Source organism: Mycolicibacterium llatzerense (assembly GCF_000878195.1).
Taxonomy (GTDB): Bacteria; Actinomycetota; Actinomycetes; order Mycobacteriales; family Mycobacteriaceae; genus Mycobacterium; species Mycobacterium llatzerense.
In genome coordinates this window covers 39,954-53,121 of record NZ_JXST01000036.1, presented here as the reverse complement: position 1 = coordinate 53,121, position 13,168 = coordinate 39,954, and the positions used below count along the sequence as shown (strand labels likewise).

Here is a 13,168-nt window from a genome sequence, read left to right as displayed (position 1 = left end):
TGCCAGATGACCGCCGCACGCCGAACCAACAGGCGCGGCGATGCCACGCGGGAAAGCATGTTGGAAGCCGCGCGCAAGGCGCTGGACACCGGGGACCCGGGCGCGGTATCGGCCAATCGGATCGCCAAGGAGATCGGCGCCACCTGGGGTGCGGTGAAGTACCAGTTCGGCGATATCGACGGCTTCTGGGCCGCGGTCCTGCGCCGCACCGCCGAGCGCCGCGCGGGCATGCTGAGCCACCACGACACCGGCGCCACGCTGCGGCAACGCGTCGCGACAATCATCGACCTGCTCTACGACGGACTGACCATCGGCGATTCGCGGGCCATCGAGAATCTGCGCGCCGCCCTGCCGCGCGACCATGCCGAGCTGGAACGGCTCTATCCGAAGACCGCGGCTGAGCTGTCGTCATGGGGGCAGAGCTGGCTGCAGACGTGCCAGCAGGCCTTCTCCGACCTGGACGTCGACCCCGAGCGGGTGCGCGAGGTGGCGTCGTTCATCCCCGGCGCGATGCGCGGCATTGCCTCGGAGCGCCAGCTCGGCACGTACACCGACCTCGAGGTGGCCCGGCGGGGGCTCACGAACGCGATCGTCGCGTACCTCAAATAGCATGTGACCAGCTTGTGACCAATTCGAGTTCGGGCATTTCGGGTACCAGCCAGTAGGCTTGGCCCGATGGTCCCGCTTTGGTTCACGCTTTCCGCGCTCTGCTTCGTGGGTGCGGCGGTACTGCTGTACGTCGATATCGACCGTCGACGCGGCCTTGGTAGGCGCCGAAAGTCATGGGCGAAGTCCCACGGATTCGACTACGAACACGAGACTCCCGACCTGGTCAAGCGGTGGAGCCGCGGCATCATGTCGACCGTCGGTGAGAACGTGCTCGCCCGCAACGTGGTGCTCGGGCAGATCCGCGGCGAGGCCGTGTTCATCTTCGATCTCGACGATGTGGCCACCGTCATCGCCCTGCACCGCAAGGTCGGCACCAACGTGGCCGTGGACGTCCGGCTGAAGGACATTCCGGAGCCGCGCGAGAACGACATCTGGCTGCTCGGCGCCATCGGCCCGCGCATGGTCTACTCCACCAACCTCGATGCCGCCCGTCGCGCCTGCGACCGCCGCATGGTGACGTTCTCGCACACCGCCCCGGATTGCGCCGAGGTCATGTGGAACGAGCAGAACTGGACGCTCGTCTCGCTGCCGATCACCAGCACCCGCGCACAGTGGGACGAGGGTCTGCGCACCGTCCGCCAGTTCAACGACCTGCTGCGCGTGCTGCCGCCGGTGCCGTCCGGCCAGAACAGCGTCGCCGGCCAGGCTGTCGCCCGGCGTAGCGGTTCGCCGAGCCGTCCGCTCAGCGCCGGCCCGATGCGCCAGAACGAACTGCCCGCCGGCCGCAGCAACCAGGCCCCGGGGCGTGCCGACATCGGTCGCTACACGCAGTTCGCGGAGGCCCGCAACGGCCGCAACGCGCCCAACTATCAGCGCTAGCGCCCGACAGGGTGGCCAGGTGCTCGCAGTAGCCTGATCCCCATGCAGGGTTTGCGCGGACTGACCGCAGCGTTGTTGGCCGTTTTGTTGGTGGCCTGTTCGAGTAGCTCCGCCAGCACCGTCATCTTCGGTGCGCCCAGTGTGAAAGTCGGCGAGTCGCAGGCGCTGCTGGGCTGGAACGTGTCGGTATCCAACCTGCGCTTCCAAGATGACCAGGTGCTCATCGACGTCGACCTGGCCGCGGCGAAAGCCGGCAGCGAACACGCCAAGCCCGAGACGCTGCGCTTCGGCCTGTACGGCGCGCTGGCGCACCCCATCGAATCGAACGTGATCGGCGGCTGCGACGGCGTCCCGAACCTGAAGATCAATCCGGCTGTCGTCCAGAATCCGGACAAGGTCACGGGCACAGTCTGTTTGGGCCCGATGCGCGATCAGGCGCAGGTGCGTGGCGTCTACCTGTATTCGCCGGCCGACCGGATCAAGGACACCACGGTGGCCTACGGTGCGGCGTATCCGGTGGGGCTGACGCCGACCAACGAGTCCGACACCGGGCTGACCCTCAAGGCCACCAGCGTCGACGGGTTCCGGGCCGACGGTGGGCAGTTGATTCCCGCGGCGCTGGGCGATCCGGCCGCGTTCACCGGCAAGGGCTACATGCTGCTGGGCCTCGAAATCGGCGGTCTGGCAAGCAGATACAAAGACGATTCGGCAAAGCGCGGTGGGCCGTTGATGATCGCGGTGGCGCCGACGTTGCCGCCGCCCGGACTGTCGCATGCCTGTGACGTCTACGGCGCGACGCTGCTGGTGCTACCGGACTCGAAGGTCGGCGCGATCTCGACCCGAGCCTCGTTGTGCACGCAGGGAGACATCAACCAGGCGCTGCTGTACGCCACCGTCACTGTGGTTGGAACCCATGCGGCGGTGTGGATTTCGCGTGAGTGATCAGGACACCGAGCACGCTGATGTGCCAGGCCCCACCGAGTGGGGAGCCGGGCCCGGCGTCGGCCCCTGGCACGGCGAGCTGCCCGACGATCCGCGCTACGACCCGGAGTTGTTGCGCGAGGGCGACACTCGCAACGTCGTCGATGCCTACCGCTACTGGACGCGGGAGGCGATCATCGCCGACATCGATCAGCGCAGGCACCCACTGCACATCGCGATCGAGAACTTCGGCAACGACGCCAACATCGGCGCGGTGGTCCGCACCGCGAACGCGTTTGCGGTGGACACCGTGCACATCGTCGGCCGCCGGCGGTGGAATCGCCGGGGCGCCATGGTGACTGACCGCTACCAGCGGCTCGTGCACCACGCCACCACGGCGGAATTGCTGGCCTTCGCCGCCGACGCGGGGCTGACCCCGGTGGCCGTCGACAACGTGCCCGGCTCGGTACGGCTGGAAGAGACGACGCTGCCCCGCGCCTGCCTGTTGATCTTCGGGCAGGAAGGCCCCGGCATCACCCACGACGCCAAGACCGGGTCGATGATGACGGTGTCCATCGCGCAATTCGGCTCGACCCGGAGCATCAACGCCGGGGTGGCCGCCGGGATCGTCATGCACACCTGGATCACTCAACATGCAGGACTGGATCGGGCCTGGTAGGGCAGGATGTATCGCATGGATCAGCTTTGGGCTAACCGTGCGGCCAGCGCCGAAACGGCTGTGTTCAATCGGCATATCCGCCGGCTCTGGGGGATGCCCGGCACCCAGCTGGGCGTGGTGGCCTGGCCGTCGACGCGGGCCGACCGGATGTTCAAGAGCTGGGACTACTGGTGGCAGGCGCACCTGCTGGACACCATGATCGATGCGCAGCTGCGCGATCCGCAGGAGTACCGCATCGCCCGGATCGCCCGGCAGATTCGCGGACATCGGCTGCGCAACAACGGGGCCTGGACCAACAACTACTACGACGACATGGCGTGGATGGCGCTCGCGCTGGAGCGCTCCGGCCGGCTGCTCGGCGTGGCGCGGCCCAAGGCGCTCAAGACGTTTGCCGACCAGTTCCTCAATGCCTGGGTGCCCGAGGACGGCGGCGGCATCCCGTGGCGCAAGCAGGATCAGTTCTTCAACGCCCCCGCGAACGGCCCGGCCGGCATCTTCCTGGCCCGCCATGACCGCCTGCGGCGGGCGCAGCAGATGGCCGACTGGATCGACGGCACGCTGATCGACCCCGATACGCACCTGGTGTTCGACGGCATCAAGGCCGGTTCGATGGTGCGCGCCCAGTACACCTACTGCCAGGGCGTGGTGCTGGGCCTGGAAGTGGAGCTGGCTGTGCGCACCGGGGATGCGCGGCACTCTGAGCGGGTGCACCGCTTGGTAGCCGCCGTCAAGAGCCACATGCTCGACGACGGCGTCATCAGGGGAGCCGGCGGCGGCGACGGTGGCCTGTTCGGCGCCATCCTGGCCCGCTACCTGACGCTGGTGGCGACCACGTTGCCCGGGGATTCCGAGGACGACGAAGCCGCCCGAACGACGGCCCGCGAGTTGGTGTTGACGTCAGCGCAGTCGGCGTGGGACTACCGGCAGTCCGTCAACGGCATCCCGCTGTTCGGGGCGTTCTGGGATCGTGCTGCCGAGCTGCCGAAGGACACCGGCGACAAGGCGAAATCGGTTGACGGCGCGGTGAATTCGTCCGAAATCCCGGAACGTGATCTGTCGGTGCAGGTGGCCGGCTGGATGCTGATGGAGGCGGCCTACGCGTTGGGTGCCGACGGTGACGCTGAGGCCGAGGAGTCCTGACCGACGGCTACTTCGGCGTCAACTCGCGGCAGTACGCGTAGATGGCCAGCCCGCCGAACTTGACGGCATCGTCGTTGGACAGGTTTCCGGCGTTCTTCTTCAGATAGCTCAGCGCCGAGTTGACGCCCCCGCTGCGCATGGCACTGCAGGTGCCGTGCGCGAGCTTGATGGCGGTGCTGTTCGGCATGAGGATGCCCTTGTCGTGCACTGCCTGCAGGAACATCGGGTCGATCTGATCGTCGGCGTGGGCGGGGACCGCCATCACGATGGTTACCGCCGACGAGACCGCCGCGAACAGAGCTGCTGTGCGTGTGCGTTTCATTCGGATCCCCCATGCAAGATCGGTTTGCTGACAGGTTACGCGAGGCCCGCCGATCCGGGGCGGAGTCGGTTGTTGGCGGACACAGGAATTTCTTCAGACGCGTCAGCGTCATATACTTAGATCGCATATTGCATTTTGATTTTTTTGCTTATTTCGGAGGTTGGCCATGGCCACGTTCAAGAAGATTGCGTTGACTACAGCACTTGCGGGAAGCATCGGAGCTGCGCTTTTGGGTCTCGGTGCGGGAGCGGCCAGTGCCGCTCCGTCGCAGGATTCCGCCGTCATCCCGATGGACCGTGGCCACGGCCACGACGACTGGGACGGTCACGGCCGTGGCTGGGATGGTCCGGGCTGGCGCGGCGATGGCTGGGATGGTCCGCGGGTGTACGTCAACCTGCCCTGCGTGACTGGCCCCGCCGGTTTCGTCACTGTTTGCCCATAGTTCTTCGCCGCTGACGATTCATCTCCTTCGCACCGGGTAACCCCTGTTGGTGCGCAAGAACGTCGTGATCTGTGTGGTGGCCATTGGGCTGACCGGTTGTTCGACCTACGAATCCGAACCGAATGCCGGCCCGTTGGATTCAGGGATGCGTGCGCCGCAGGTCATCGTCGACGGACAGTCCCGGCAGGTGACCGGTGGAGTCACCTGCCACCAGGCGGGCGACCACATGACGATCGGGATCGGGGACGTCTCCAGCGGGGTCGGTGCGGTGGTGACCACGAGCAATCCGCCACAGGTTCGGACCGTCGGGCTCGGCACGGTAGATGGTGTCGCGCTCGGGTTCACGAATTCCGAACCCGGTGAGGCGAACAACGCCGGGGCCGCGGTGCGGGGCAAGTCGTACACGATCCGGGGCACCGCCGACGGCAGCGACCTGAGTGATCCGCAATCGCCACGACAGGTGAGCAAGAGCTTTGAGATGGACGTGACGTGCCCGTAGCACCAAGATGATTGGTCGTGACGGCTCCTGAGGATGCATCGCCCACGCTGGGCACGGTCCTGAGGGAGTGGGGCACCATCGGGTGCATCGGTTTCGGTGGCCCGCCCACGCACATCAAGTTGCTGCGCAGCCTGTGCGTGGAGCGGCGTCGCTGGATCGGTGCCACCGAATTCGAGGACGCGATCGCGACCTGCAATCTGTTGCCGGGGCCGGCGTCGACGCAGCTGTCGATCTACTGCGCCTGGCGGGTTCGCGGTCGGCTGGGTGCACTGGTCGGTGGCGTCGCGTTCATCGTTCCGGGGCTCATCGTCATCCTCGGACTGGCTGCGCTGTTCCTGGCCGGCTCACCACCGAGGTGGGTACTTGCCGCGGGGGCCGGCGCGGGTGCGGCGGTGGCTGCCGTCGCGGTGCACGCGGGGGCGGCTCTGGTCCCGGCCAGTTGGCAGCGGCGCACCAGCTCCATCTGGTGGCCGGTGTACCTCGCGTTGGGTGCGGTCGCGGCCGCAGTGCTGGGGCCGTGGCTGGTGGTTGTGCTGTTGGCCTGTGGCGTAATCGAATTGGCGCGGACGACGACCCTGCCCACGTCTGGCGCGCGCAGCATGCCGGTGCTGGCGTTTCAGACGCTGACTTTGGGCACGCTGGGTTCGCTGTGCTGGGTGGCGTTGAAGGTCGGCGCGCTGTCGTATGGCGGCGGCTTCGTCATCATTCCGCTCATGCAGGGCGATGCCGTCGACCACTACCACTGGATGACCGGGGCGCAGTTCCTCAATGCCGTTGCGCTGGGCCAGATCACGCCGGGGCCGGTGGTGCAGACCGTCGCCGTCGTCGGCTATGCCGCTGCGGGTCTGGTCGGCGGGGTGCTGGCCTCGGCGGTGGCCTTCAGTCCGTCGTTCCTGTTCATCCTGTTGGGCGCCAAGCACTTCGACCGGATTAGGAGCAACAACTACGCGCGGGCTTTCCTGGACGGTGCCGGGCCGGCTGCCGTCGGGGCGATCCTGGGCTCGGCGGTGCCACTGGCCATGTCGATCAGCCAGACCTGGCAGTACGTGGTGCTGGCCGGCGCGGTGGTCGCGGTGTTCAGTCGCGTGAATGTCGTGCTCACGTTGCTGCTGGCCGCCGGGGCCGGCGTCCTCGCCACGGCGTTCGGCATGCCGTTGCCGAGCTGAGTCAGCAGCAGTTCGGGTCGAGGACCCGGCACAGTGCGGCGAGCGCGTCCCGGCGGGGAGTGTGGTGCACGTTCATGCCCTGTCGTTCGGAGGTGACGAACCCGGCCGAACGCAGCTGGCCGAGGTGGTGGCTGACGGTCGACTCGGCCAGACCCACGGCGGCGGCGAGAGATCCGGTGGTGCAGGGCTCGCCGCAGGTGAACAGCAGGGACATCAATTTCACGCGCGCCGGGTCCGCCAGTGCTTTGAGCCGCATGGCCACGTCGAGCGCGGCGTCGTCGCCGGTCGGGCTGGCGGCCACGGGTGCGCAGCACAGCGGCTCGGACATGTCGATGACGGGCAGTGCCTTGGGCATGTGGCCGATGCTACCCCAGTTTGTTGACATATATCGAAAAGGTGCGTAGAACAGTGCTGCAGGCAGATTCGATATACGTCACATACCCCAGGAGGTCTGCAATGTCTCGTGTCCAGCTCGCCCTGAACGTCGACAATCTCGACGAGTCGATCGCCTTCTACCGCAAGCTCTTTGGCGCCGAACCGGTGAAGGTCAAGCCCGGCTATGCGAACTTCGCGATCGCGAATCCGCCGCTCAAGCTGGTCCTGCTCGAGAATCCCGGGCACGGCGGGTCGGTCAACCACCTGGGTGTCGAGGTCGAATCCAGCGACACCGTGCACGCGGAGATCGCGCGCCTGACCGACGCGGGGATGTTCACCGAAGAGGAGATCGGCACCACGTGTTGCTTCGCCACTCAGGACAAGGTCTGGGTGACTGCCCCCGGTGGTGAGCGCTGGGAGGTCTACACCGTCCTGGCCGACTCCGAGACGTTTGGTGCTGCCCCCAGTGAATCGGGCGACGGTGTGTGCTGCGGGGCGCAGGCATGACACAGACCGCTGACGCCGGTGCGGCGACAGCCCGACTCTCGACGCTCGACCGGTACCTGCCGGTCTGGATCGGGTTGGCGATGGCGGCCGGGCTGCTGCTCGGCCGCTGGGTGCCCGGACTGGACGTCGTGCTAGAAAAGGTTCAGGTGGACGGCATTTCGCTGCCCATCGCGCTGGGGCTATTGATCATGATGTACCCGGTGCTGGCCAAGGTCCGGTACGACCGCCTGGACACCGTGACCTCCGACCGCAAGCTGCTGGTGTCCTCGCTGGTGCTGAACTGGGTGCTCGGACCGGCGTTGATGTTCGCGCTGGCCTGGCTGTTCCTCGCCGATCTGCCGGAGTACCGGACCGGGCTGATCGTCGTCGGTCTGGCCCGCTGCATCGCGATGGTGATCATCTGGAACGACCTGGCTTGCGGCGACCGCGAAGCCGCCGCCGTGCTGGTGGCGCTGAACTCGATCTTCCAGGTGCTGATGTTCGCGGTTCTCGGCTGGTTCTACCTGTCGGTGCTGCCGGGCTGGCTGCATCTGCCGCAAACGGCCATCGCGACCTCGCCATGGCAGATCGCGAAGTCGGTGCTGATCTTCCTCGGGATCCCGCTGGCCGCCGGCTATTTGTCGCGCCGGTTCGGCGAAAAAGTCAGGGGGCGTGACTGGTACGAGTCGACGTTCCTGCCCAGGATCGGGCCGTGGGCGCTGTACGGACTGCTGTTCACCATTGTGATTCTCTTTGCGCTGCAAGGGCATCAGATCACCACCCGTCCGTGGGACGTGGTGCGCATCGCCCTGCCGCTGCTGGTCTACTTCGCGATCATGTGGGGCGGGGGCTATGTCCTCGGCGCTGTCCTCGGACTCGGCTACGAACGCACCACGACGTTGGCGTTCACCGCAGCGGGCAACAACTTCGAACTCGCCATCGCCGTGGCCATAGCGACCTGGGGTGCGACCTCCGGTCAAGCCCTGGCGGGCGTCGTCGGACCGTTGATCGAGGTGCCGGTGCTGGTCGGGCTGGTGTACCTCTCGCTCGCACTGCGACCACGTTTGAGGAGCAACCACCGATGAGCCCGAAACCGAGCGTCCTGTTCGTCTGCGTGCACAACGCGGGCCGGTCGCAGATGGCTGCCGCGCTGCTCACGCAGCTGTCCGGCGGGCGCATCGAAGTGCGTTCTGCGGGAACGGCACCCGCTGATCAGATCAACCCGGTGGCCGTCGCGGCCATGGCTGAACTCGGCATCGACATCACCGCGGGGGTACCCAAGGTGCTCAGCGCCGACACTGTGCAAAGCAGCGACGTGGTGATCACCATGGGCTGCGGAGACACCTGCCCGTACTTTCCGGGAGTCTCCTACCGCGACTGGAAACTCGACGATCCGGCTGGCCAGCCGCTGGAGGCCGTCCGGCCCATCCGCGACGCCATCGCCGACCGGGTGCGGGACCTGGTCGACGAACTGCTGCCCGGCTAGGCCAGGCTGCCGAGGTAGGCCTGCGACTCGATCAACCCCTCATCGCTGGGTGCCTGCCCCTCTCCGAACACGCGCTGCTGCTGCTTGGCACGCAGATCGTGATGGGCATCAGCAGGCCTGGCATAGCCGTAGCGCGTGCGGGCCTCGTGCGGGGTGAGCACCTCGTCGGACACCGGCGCGATGCCGAGGATGTACGGCGCGGCCACCGGGGCCACGGACGGCGCGATCAGCTGTGCCACAGCGATTTTCAGCCGGGGATTCGCATCGACGATCCCGTATCCCAGCTTCAGCAGCGGGCGCACGGCGATGTCGACCACCCTCGGCTGGTTGAAGCCGCTGAGCTTGCGCATCCACCGAGGCATGGTGGCGATGGTGCCTGCGCGCAGGACGAGGTTGATGAGCTCGACGACGGGCCGCAGCGGCAGCGGTGCCGGTGGCAGCACGACCTTGGCGTTGAGCAGATGGTCCATCATGCTGCGCGCGGCTTCGCTGACGGCCAGGTGCGGGCGCATCTCCTCGAAGTAGGCGCGCACGCCCGCACTGGTGCGGGGGACGTCGGCCGGGTCGCAGGTCTGGAACTCGGCCGCGATGGCGCACTCTTCCCAGTACTGGTTCTCTTCCTCCGGGGTGAGCTTGCCGCCGCCGTACATCTCGTAGGCGGTCAGCACCGAATGCCACCCGGTCAGCAGAATCCACAGCTGAGAGTGCGGGTTGTTGGCGTCGTACTTGTTGCCGCTGACGGGCTCGGTACCGATGGCTTTGGAGTGCACCTTCACCAGGACGTCGGCGGCCTTGATCACCGTCTCGCTGTCGCCGAAGGCAACGGTCGCGAAGTACCGCACGGTGCGGTCGTAACGGGTGCGGGGCCGGTCGTAATTCGCCTGGGTGGCGTCGACCGCGGCGATCAGGGACGGGTCGAGTTCCTCCACCACGACGGCGCGCTGCAGGCCGGTCACGGGAGTTGTGGTGTGTCCCCACACCTTCCACGTCACGGTTCCTGGGCCGAAGAATCCGTAGTCCGCGAGGGGCTGGACGGGCTGGGCCATGTCGTTTCTCCTTACTAGGCTGCCGCGAACGCGCGGCACATGAGTCGTCCGTAAAACTCGCCGAGACTGTCTGCGTCCCAGTCGTTCTCGGGGTCCAGCAGGGACCGGACCGCGGCCTCGCTCGATGACACGAACAGTTCGGTCAGGATCGGCATCTTGCGATTGAGATCGGCGGTCTGCCACCACGTGGTCAGCGCCGGGGCGATCCAGCGCGAGGAGCTGGCGGTGAGGGCACGACGCGTTGCCGCGACCATGTCGGCAACCGCGGGATCGACGTGCGCCAGGTACACGAAACGCCAGGTGTCCGGCTGGTCCTCGACGGCGTGCAGCAGTGCGCGGTACCCGTCGATGAAGGCGGCTTCCGGGTCGTCGCCGCGGCCGGTGTGCAGCGCCGCCAACAGGGTCTCCCGGAGGGATTCGCCTTCCCGATCCAGCAGCGCGGCAAGGAGTTCCACCCGGTCGCTGAAACACGAGTACACCACCGGGCGGGTGACGCTGAGGTGTTTGGCCACCGCGCCGATGGTCACTGCCGCGGTGCCGGATTCGGCCGCGATCTGCAACGCGGCATCGAGGATCTGCGGCCGCCGGCGCTCGGGGCCCAGGTGGGCAGCCCGCTCCCGCGGCTTCGTTGCGGCATCGGTGGTCACGCATCCGAATGTAGCAGGATTATTCTCGCTTGAATAATTTTGCTTCATTTCTGTAGGATTTGCCCACATGACCATGCTCAACCCGCACAAGCCGGACTTCGCCGACTTCGACGAGCGGACCCAGCAGATCTTCTCGGCGACCATCGAGTTCTTCGAGAGCCACGGCAAGTCTTGGCTGACGCAGCAGGACCGGGACCGCGTCTGGTACGCCGAGTTCATCGAATTCCTCAAGAAGGAAAGGGTTTTCGCGACCTTCCTGACGCCCGCGTCGGAGGCCGGCGGCGATCCGGACAAGCGGTGGGACACCGCGCGCAACGCCGTGTTCAGCGAGATCCTGGGCTTCTACGGCATGCAGTACTGGTACGTCTGGCAGGTCACCATCCTCGGGCTGGGCCCCATCTGGCAGTCGTCGAACGCCGCGGCCCGCAAGCGCGCCGCCGATCTCCTGGAGGCTGGCGAGATCTTCGCGTTCGGCCTGTCGGAAAAGGAACACGGCGCCGACGTGTACTCCACGGACATGGTGCTGACGCCTGTTCAGGACGGCTACCGCGCCAACGGCGGCAAGTACTACATCGGCAACGGCAACCTGGCCCGCATGGTGTCGGTGTTCGGTCGCCGTGCCGACAAGCCGATCCTGGACAGCTCGACCGCGCTCGACGGCGGCAAGCCCGACGAGGATTTCGAGGGGTATCTCTTCTTCGCGGCCGACAGCCAGCATGCCGACTACAAGCTGCGCAAGAACGTCGTCAACGGTCAGATGTACGTCGCCGCTTTCGATCTCGAGGACTACGCGGTCTCCGACGACGACATCCTGCACGCCGGCAAGGGCGCGTTCCACGCCGCGATCAACACCGTCAACATCGGTAAGTTCAACCTCGGATTCGGTGCCATCGGCACCTGCGAGCACGCCATGTACGAGGCCATCACCCACGCCGAGAACCGAATCCTGTTCGGGCAGCACGTCACCGAGTTCCCGCAGATTCGCCGCATGCTCACCGAGGCCTACGCCCGGCTGGCCGGCATGAAGCTCTACAGCGAGCGTGCCATCGACTACATGCGGTCGGCGTCGGCCGCCGATCGCCGGTACCTGCTGTTCAACGCCATCGAGAAGATGACCGTCACCCGCGAGGGCGAGAAGATCGTCACGCTGCTGTCGGACACCATCGCCGCGCGCGGCTTCGAGAACGACATGTTCTTCCCGATGGCGCTGCTGGGTTCGGTGGGCCTGCCCCGCCTCGAGGGCACCGTCCACGTCAACATGGCGCTCTCGCTGAAGTTCATGCAGAACTTCATGTTCCGTCCCGCCGACGCCGGCCTGCTGGCGCTGCAGCAGCTTCCCGTGGAGTATTCGCCGAACGCGGCGACGCGTGCCGTGGCCAACGGCCTGCGCGCGGCCGGTTCGGCCGTGGTGCCGCAGATCGCTCGGATACCGAAGGCCCCGAAGGCATTACGCACCGAACAGTTGCCGCAGGTGCGCCGCCGTCGTGACTTCACCAATGACGACTTCCTGTTCGCACAGGGCCCCAGCCGCGGTCTGGGCCGGGTCGCCTTCGCGGACTGGCGTGACGTGCTACAGGAGTTCGCGCATCTGCCGAATGTCGCGGTCTTCCTCAAGCAGGCCAACGGTTTCCAGACGTTGCTGGCGGCGGCGACGCCGACTGCTCAGCAGCAGGACGACGTCGACTTCCTGTTCTCGATCGGTGAGCTGTTCACCCTGCTGCCCTACGCGCAGCTGATCCTGGAACAGGCCGCGATCGACGGCACCGACGACGACGTGCTGGACCAGCTGTTCGAGGTCCTGGTCACCGACTTCTCGCGGCACGCCGCCGCGCTGCACTGCAAGACCAGCGCGACCGCCGCGCAGAAGAAGCTGGCACTGGACCTCATCGCGGAACCCGTGGGCGACCCGGATCGCTTCGAGCGCATGGTGCGTACCGTGCGGGACCTGGCCGGCCGGTACGAGATGGCGCCGTAGCTCAGCCGAGCCGTGTCCAGAGGCAGTAGCCCGAAAACTCCACGGTGGAGGCGGTCGGTGCGACATCGAAGTACAGGGTCTGGTCAGGCGCGCCGTCGGTCGCCACCGGCGCGCTGACCACGCCGGCACTGATCACCGCGCGCTGGGCCACGTGACACTGGTTCCCGGCGGCCAGCGGGGTGCCACTCCACTTGCCGGACATCAGGTTCGGATTGCGCATGCCCTGGCCGTGCAGTGCGATGGCCGGGCCGGTGCTCCACCAGCGGTCGCTGGGTTGGGCGGGCAGTGCGACCGGCTGCCAGCGGCCTTCGTGACACTGCAGTGGGGTATTGGCTCCCGATGCCGGCGACGGCGTCGTCGGCATGGTGGTGGCCTCGTCGGCAGTCGGCGGACACAGCTGATCCTGTTGCGGTGCAACGGGATCAGCCGCGCACAGGGGCGCCAGCGCGGTCGCCAGGGCAACAACGGCTGCGGTCAGGATGGTCGCGCGGATCAC

At 66.9% G+C, this 13,168-nt stretch carries 15 protein-coding genes and 1 pseudogene; 11 read left to right on the top strand and 5 right to left on the bottom strand.

The genetic code is table 11. The features are described from left to right. The first annotated feature begins 6 nt into the window (after positions 1-6). The 5 genes from TL10_RS22305 to TL10_RS22285 all read left to right on the top strand — a co-directional run bounded on the left by TL10_RS22305 (position 7) and on the right by TL10_RS22285 (position 4,228). On the top strand, positions 7-609 hold the full coding sequence (locus tag TL10_RS22305) for a TetR/AcrR family transcriptional regulator (RefSeq protein ID WP_043987377.1): 603 nt from the start codon (positions 7-9) through the stop codon (positions 607-609). A gap of 66 nt (positions 610-675) precedes the next feature. Further along, complete coding sequence (gene ttfA / locus TL10_RS22300; protein ID WP_043390253.1) at positions 676-1,488, top strand: trehalose monomycolate transport factor TtfA; 813 nt, start codon at positions 676-678, stop codon at positions 1,486-1,488. Between the two features lie 42 nt (positions 1,489-1,530). Further along, positions 1,531-2,430 carry a hypothetical protein gene (locus TL10_RS22295; protein WP_043987375.1) on the top strand — a complete coding sequence of 300 codons (900 nt, stop codon included), beginning with the start codon at positions 1,531-1,533 and terminating at the stop codon, positions 2,428-2,430. Then, entirely contained in the window at positions 2,423-3,088 is a 666-nt protein-coding gene (locus TL10_RS22290; RefSeq protein ID WP_234711517.1) for a TrmH family RNA methyltransferase, read from the top strand. Before TL10_RS22295 ends, TL10_RS22290 begins: the two co-directional genes overlap by 8 nt. A gap of 15 nt (positions 3,089-3,103) precedes the next feature. Further along, positions 3,104-4,228 carry a glycoside hydrolase family 76 protein gene (locus TL10_RS22285; protein WP_043987390.1) on the top strand — a complete coding sequence of 375 codons (1,125 nt, stop codon included), beginning with the start codon at positions 3,104-3,106 and terminating at the stop codon, positions 4,226-4,228. A 7-nt stretch (positions 4,229-4,235) separates the two neighbouring features. Here the strand turns inward: TL10_RS22285 and TL10_RS22280 are convergent, their stop codons facing one another. Continuing rightward, positions 4,236-4,550 (bottom strand): DUF732 domain-containing protein, encoded by a 315-nt coding sequence (locus TL10_RS22280; RefSeq protein WP_043390261.1) that lies wholly within the window; start codon positions 4,548-4,550, stop codon positions 4,236-4,238. A gap of 166 nt (positions 4,551-4,716) precedes the next feature. Between TL10_RS22280 and TL10_RS22275 the strand changes: the two genes are divergently transcribed. From TL10_RS22275 to chrA, 3 genes are read left to right on the top strand one after another with little or no spacing between them, the layout of a single operon-like run. Further along, the gene (locus TL10_RS22275; protein WP_043390264.1) at positions 4,717-4,992 is read left to right on the top strand and encodes a hypothetical protein; all 276 of its coding nucleotides are present in this window, start codon (positions 4,717-4,719) and stop codon (positions 4,990-4,992) included. Positions 4,993-5,041: 49 nt separating this feature from the next. Next, positions 5,042-5,491, top strand: a complete 450-nt coding sequence (locus TL10_RS22270; RefSeq protein WP_043987372.1) for a lipoprotein LpqH — start codon at positions 5,042-5,044, stop codon at positions 5,489-5,491. Between the two features lie 17 nt (positions 5,492-5,508). Beyond that, on the top strand, positions 5,509-6,657 hold the full coding sequence (gene chrA / locus TL10_RS22265; protein ID WP_043987371.1) for a chromate efflux transporter: 1,149 nt from the start codon (positions 5,509-5,511) through the stop codon (positions 6,655-6,657). A gap of 1 nt (position 6,658) precedes the next feature. Here chrA and TL10_RS22260 read toward each other — a convergent pair whose 3' ends face one another. Further along, complete coding sequence (locus TL10_RS22260; RefSeq protein ID WP_043390271.1) at positions 6,659-7,012, bottom strand: Rv2640c family ArsR-like transcriptional regulator; 354 nt, start codon at positions 7,010-7,012, stop codon at positions 6,659-6,661. A gap of 101 nt (positions 7,013-7,113) precedes the next feature. Here TL10_RS22260 and TL10_RS22255 point away from each other — a divergent pair, with 101 nt between their 5' ends. Both TL10_RS22255 and arsB read left to right on the top strand, forming a co-directional pair. After that, entirely contained in the window at positions 7,114-7,539 is a 426-nt protein-coding gene (locus TL10_RS22255; protein ID WP_043987370.1) for an ArsI/CadI family heavy metal resistance metalloenzyme, read from the top strand. After that, positions 7,536-9,004, top strand: a pseudogene (gene arsB / locus TL10_RS22250) (ACR3 family arsenite efflux transporter). Before TL10_RS22255 ends, arsB begins: the two are co-directional and overlap by 4 nt. Here arsB and TL10_RS22240 read toward each other — a convergent pair. Both TL10_RS22240 and TL10_RS22235 read right to left on the bottom strand, forming a co-directional pair. Beyond that, the gene (locus tag TL10_RS22240) at positions 9,001-10,050 is read right to left on the bottom strand and encodes an oxygenase MpaB family protein (RefSeq protein ID WP_043390277.1); all 1,050 of its coding nucleotides are present in this window, start codon (positions 10,048-10,050) and stop codon (positions 9,001-9,003) included. The pseudogene arsB and the gene TL10_RS22240 overlap by 4 nt on opposite strands. Before the next feature lie 14 nt (positions 10,051-10,064). Further along, positions 10,065-10,697, bottom strand: a complete 633-nt coding sequence (locus TL10_RS22235) for a TetR/AcrR family transcriptional regulator (protein WP_052506506.1) — start codon at positions 10,695-10,697, stop codon at positions 10,065-10,067. A gap of 67 nt (positions 10,698-10,764) precedes the next feature. Between TL10_RS22235 and TL10_RS22230 the strand changes: the two genes are divergently transcribed. After that, positions 10,765-12,672, top strand: a complete 1,908-nt coding sequence (locus TL10_RS22230) for an acyl-CoA dehydrogenase family protein (RefSeq protein ID WP_043987365.1) — start codon at positions 10,765-10,767, stop codon at positions 12,670-12,672. Position 12,673: 1 nt separating this feature from the next. Here TL10_RS22230 and TL10_RS22225 read toward each other — a convergent pair whose 3' ends face one another. Beyond that, positions 12,674-13,168, bottom strand: a complete 495-nt coding sequence (locus tag TL10_RS22225) for a hypothetical protein (RefSeq protein ID WP_052506505.1) — start codon at positions 13,166-13,168, stop codon at positions 12,674-12,676.

Excerpts from the sequence above, each read along its gene's own strand:
- TL10_RS22305 (WP_043987377.1), top strand. The coding sequence starts at position 7 with ATGACCGCCGCACGCCGAACCAACAGGCGCGGCGATGCCACGCGGGAA.
- ttfA (WP_043390253.1), top strand. The coding sequence starts at position 676 with ATGGTCCCGCTTTGGTTCACGCTTTCCGCGCTCTGCTTCGTGGGTGCG.
- TL10_RS22295 (WP_043987375.1), top strand. The coding sequence starts at position 1,531 with ATGCAGGGTTTGCGCGGACTGACCGCAGCGTTGTTGGCCGTTTTGTTG.
- TL10_RS22285 (WP_043987390.1), top strand. The coding sequence starts at position 3,104 with ATGGATCAGCTTTGGGCTAACCGTGCGGCCAGCGCCGAAACGGCTGTG.
- TL10_RS22280 (WP_043390261.1), bottom strand. The coding sequence starts at position 4,550 with ATGAAACGCACACGCACAGCAGCTCTGTTCGCGGCGGTCTCGTCGGCG.
- TL10_RS22275 (WP_043390264.1), top strand. The coding sequence starts at position 4,717 with ATGGCCACGTTCAAGAAGATTGCGTTGACTACAGCACTTGCGGGAAGC.
- TL10_RS22260 (WP_043390271.1), bottom strand. The coding sequence starts at position 7,012 with ATGCCCAAGGCACTGCCCGTCATCGACATGTCCGAGCCGCTGTGCTGC.
- TL10_RS22255 (WP_043987370.1), top strand. The coding sequence starts at position 7,114 with ATGTCTCGTGTCCAGCTCGCCCTGAACGTCGACAATCTCGACGAGTCG.
- TL10_RS22240 (WP_043390277.1), bottom strand. The coding sequence starts at position 10,050 with ATGGCCCAGCCCGTCCAGCCCCTCGCGGACTACGGATTCTTCGGCCCA.
- TL10_RS22230 (WP_043987365.1), top strand. The coding sequence starts at position 10,765 with ATGACCATGCTCAACCCGCACAAGCCGGACTTCGCCGACTTCGACGAG.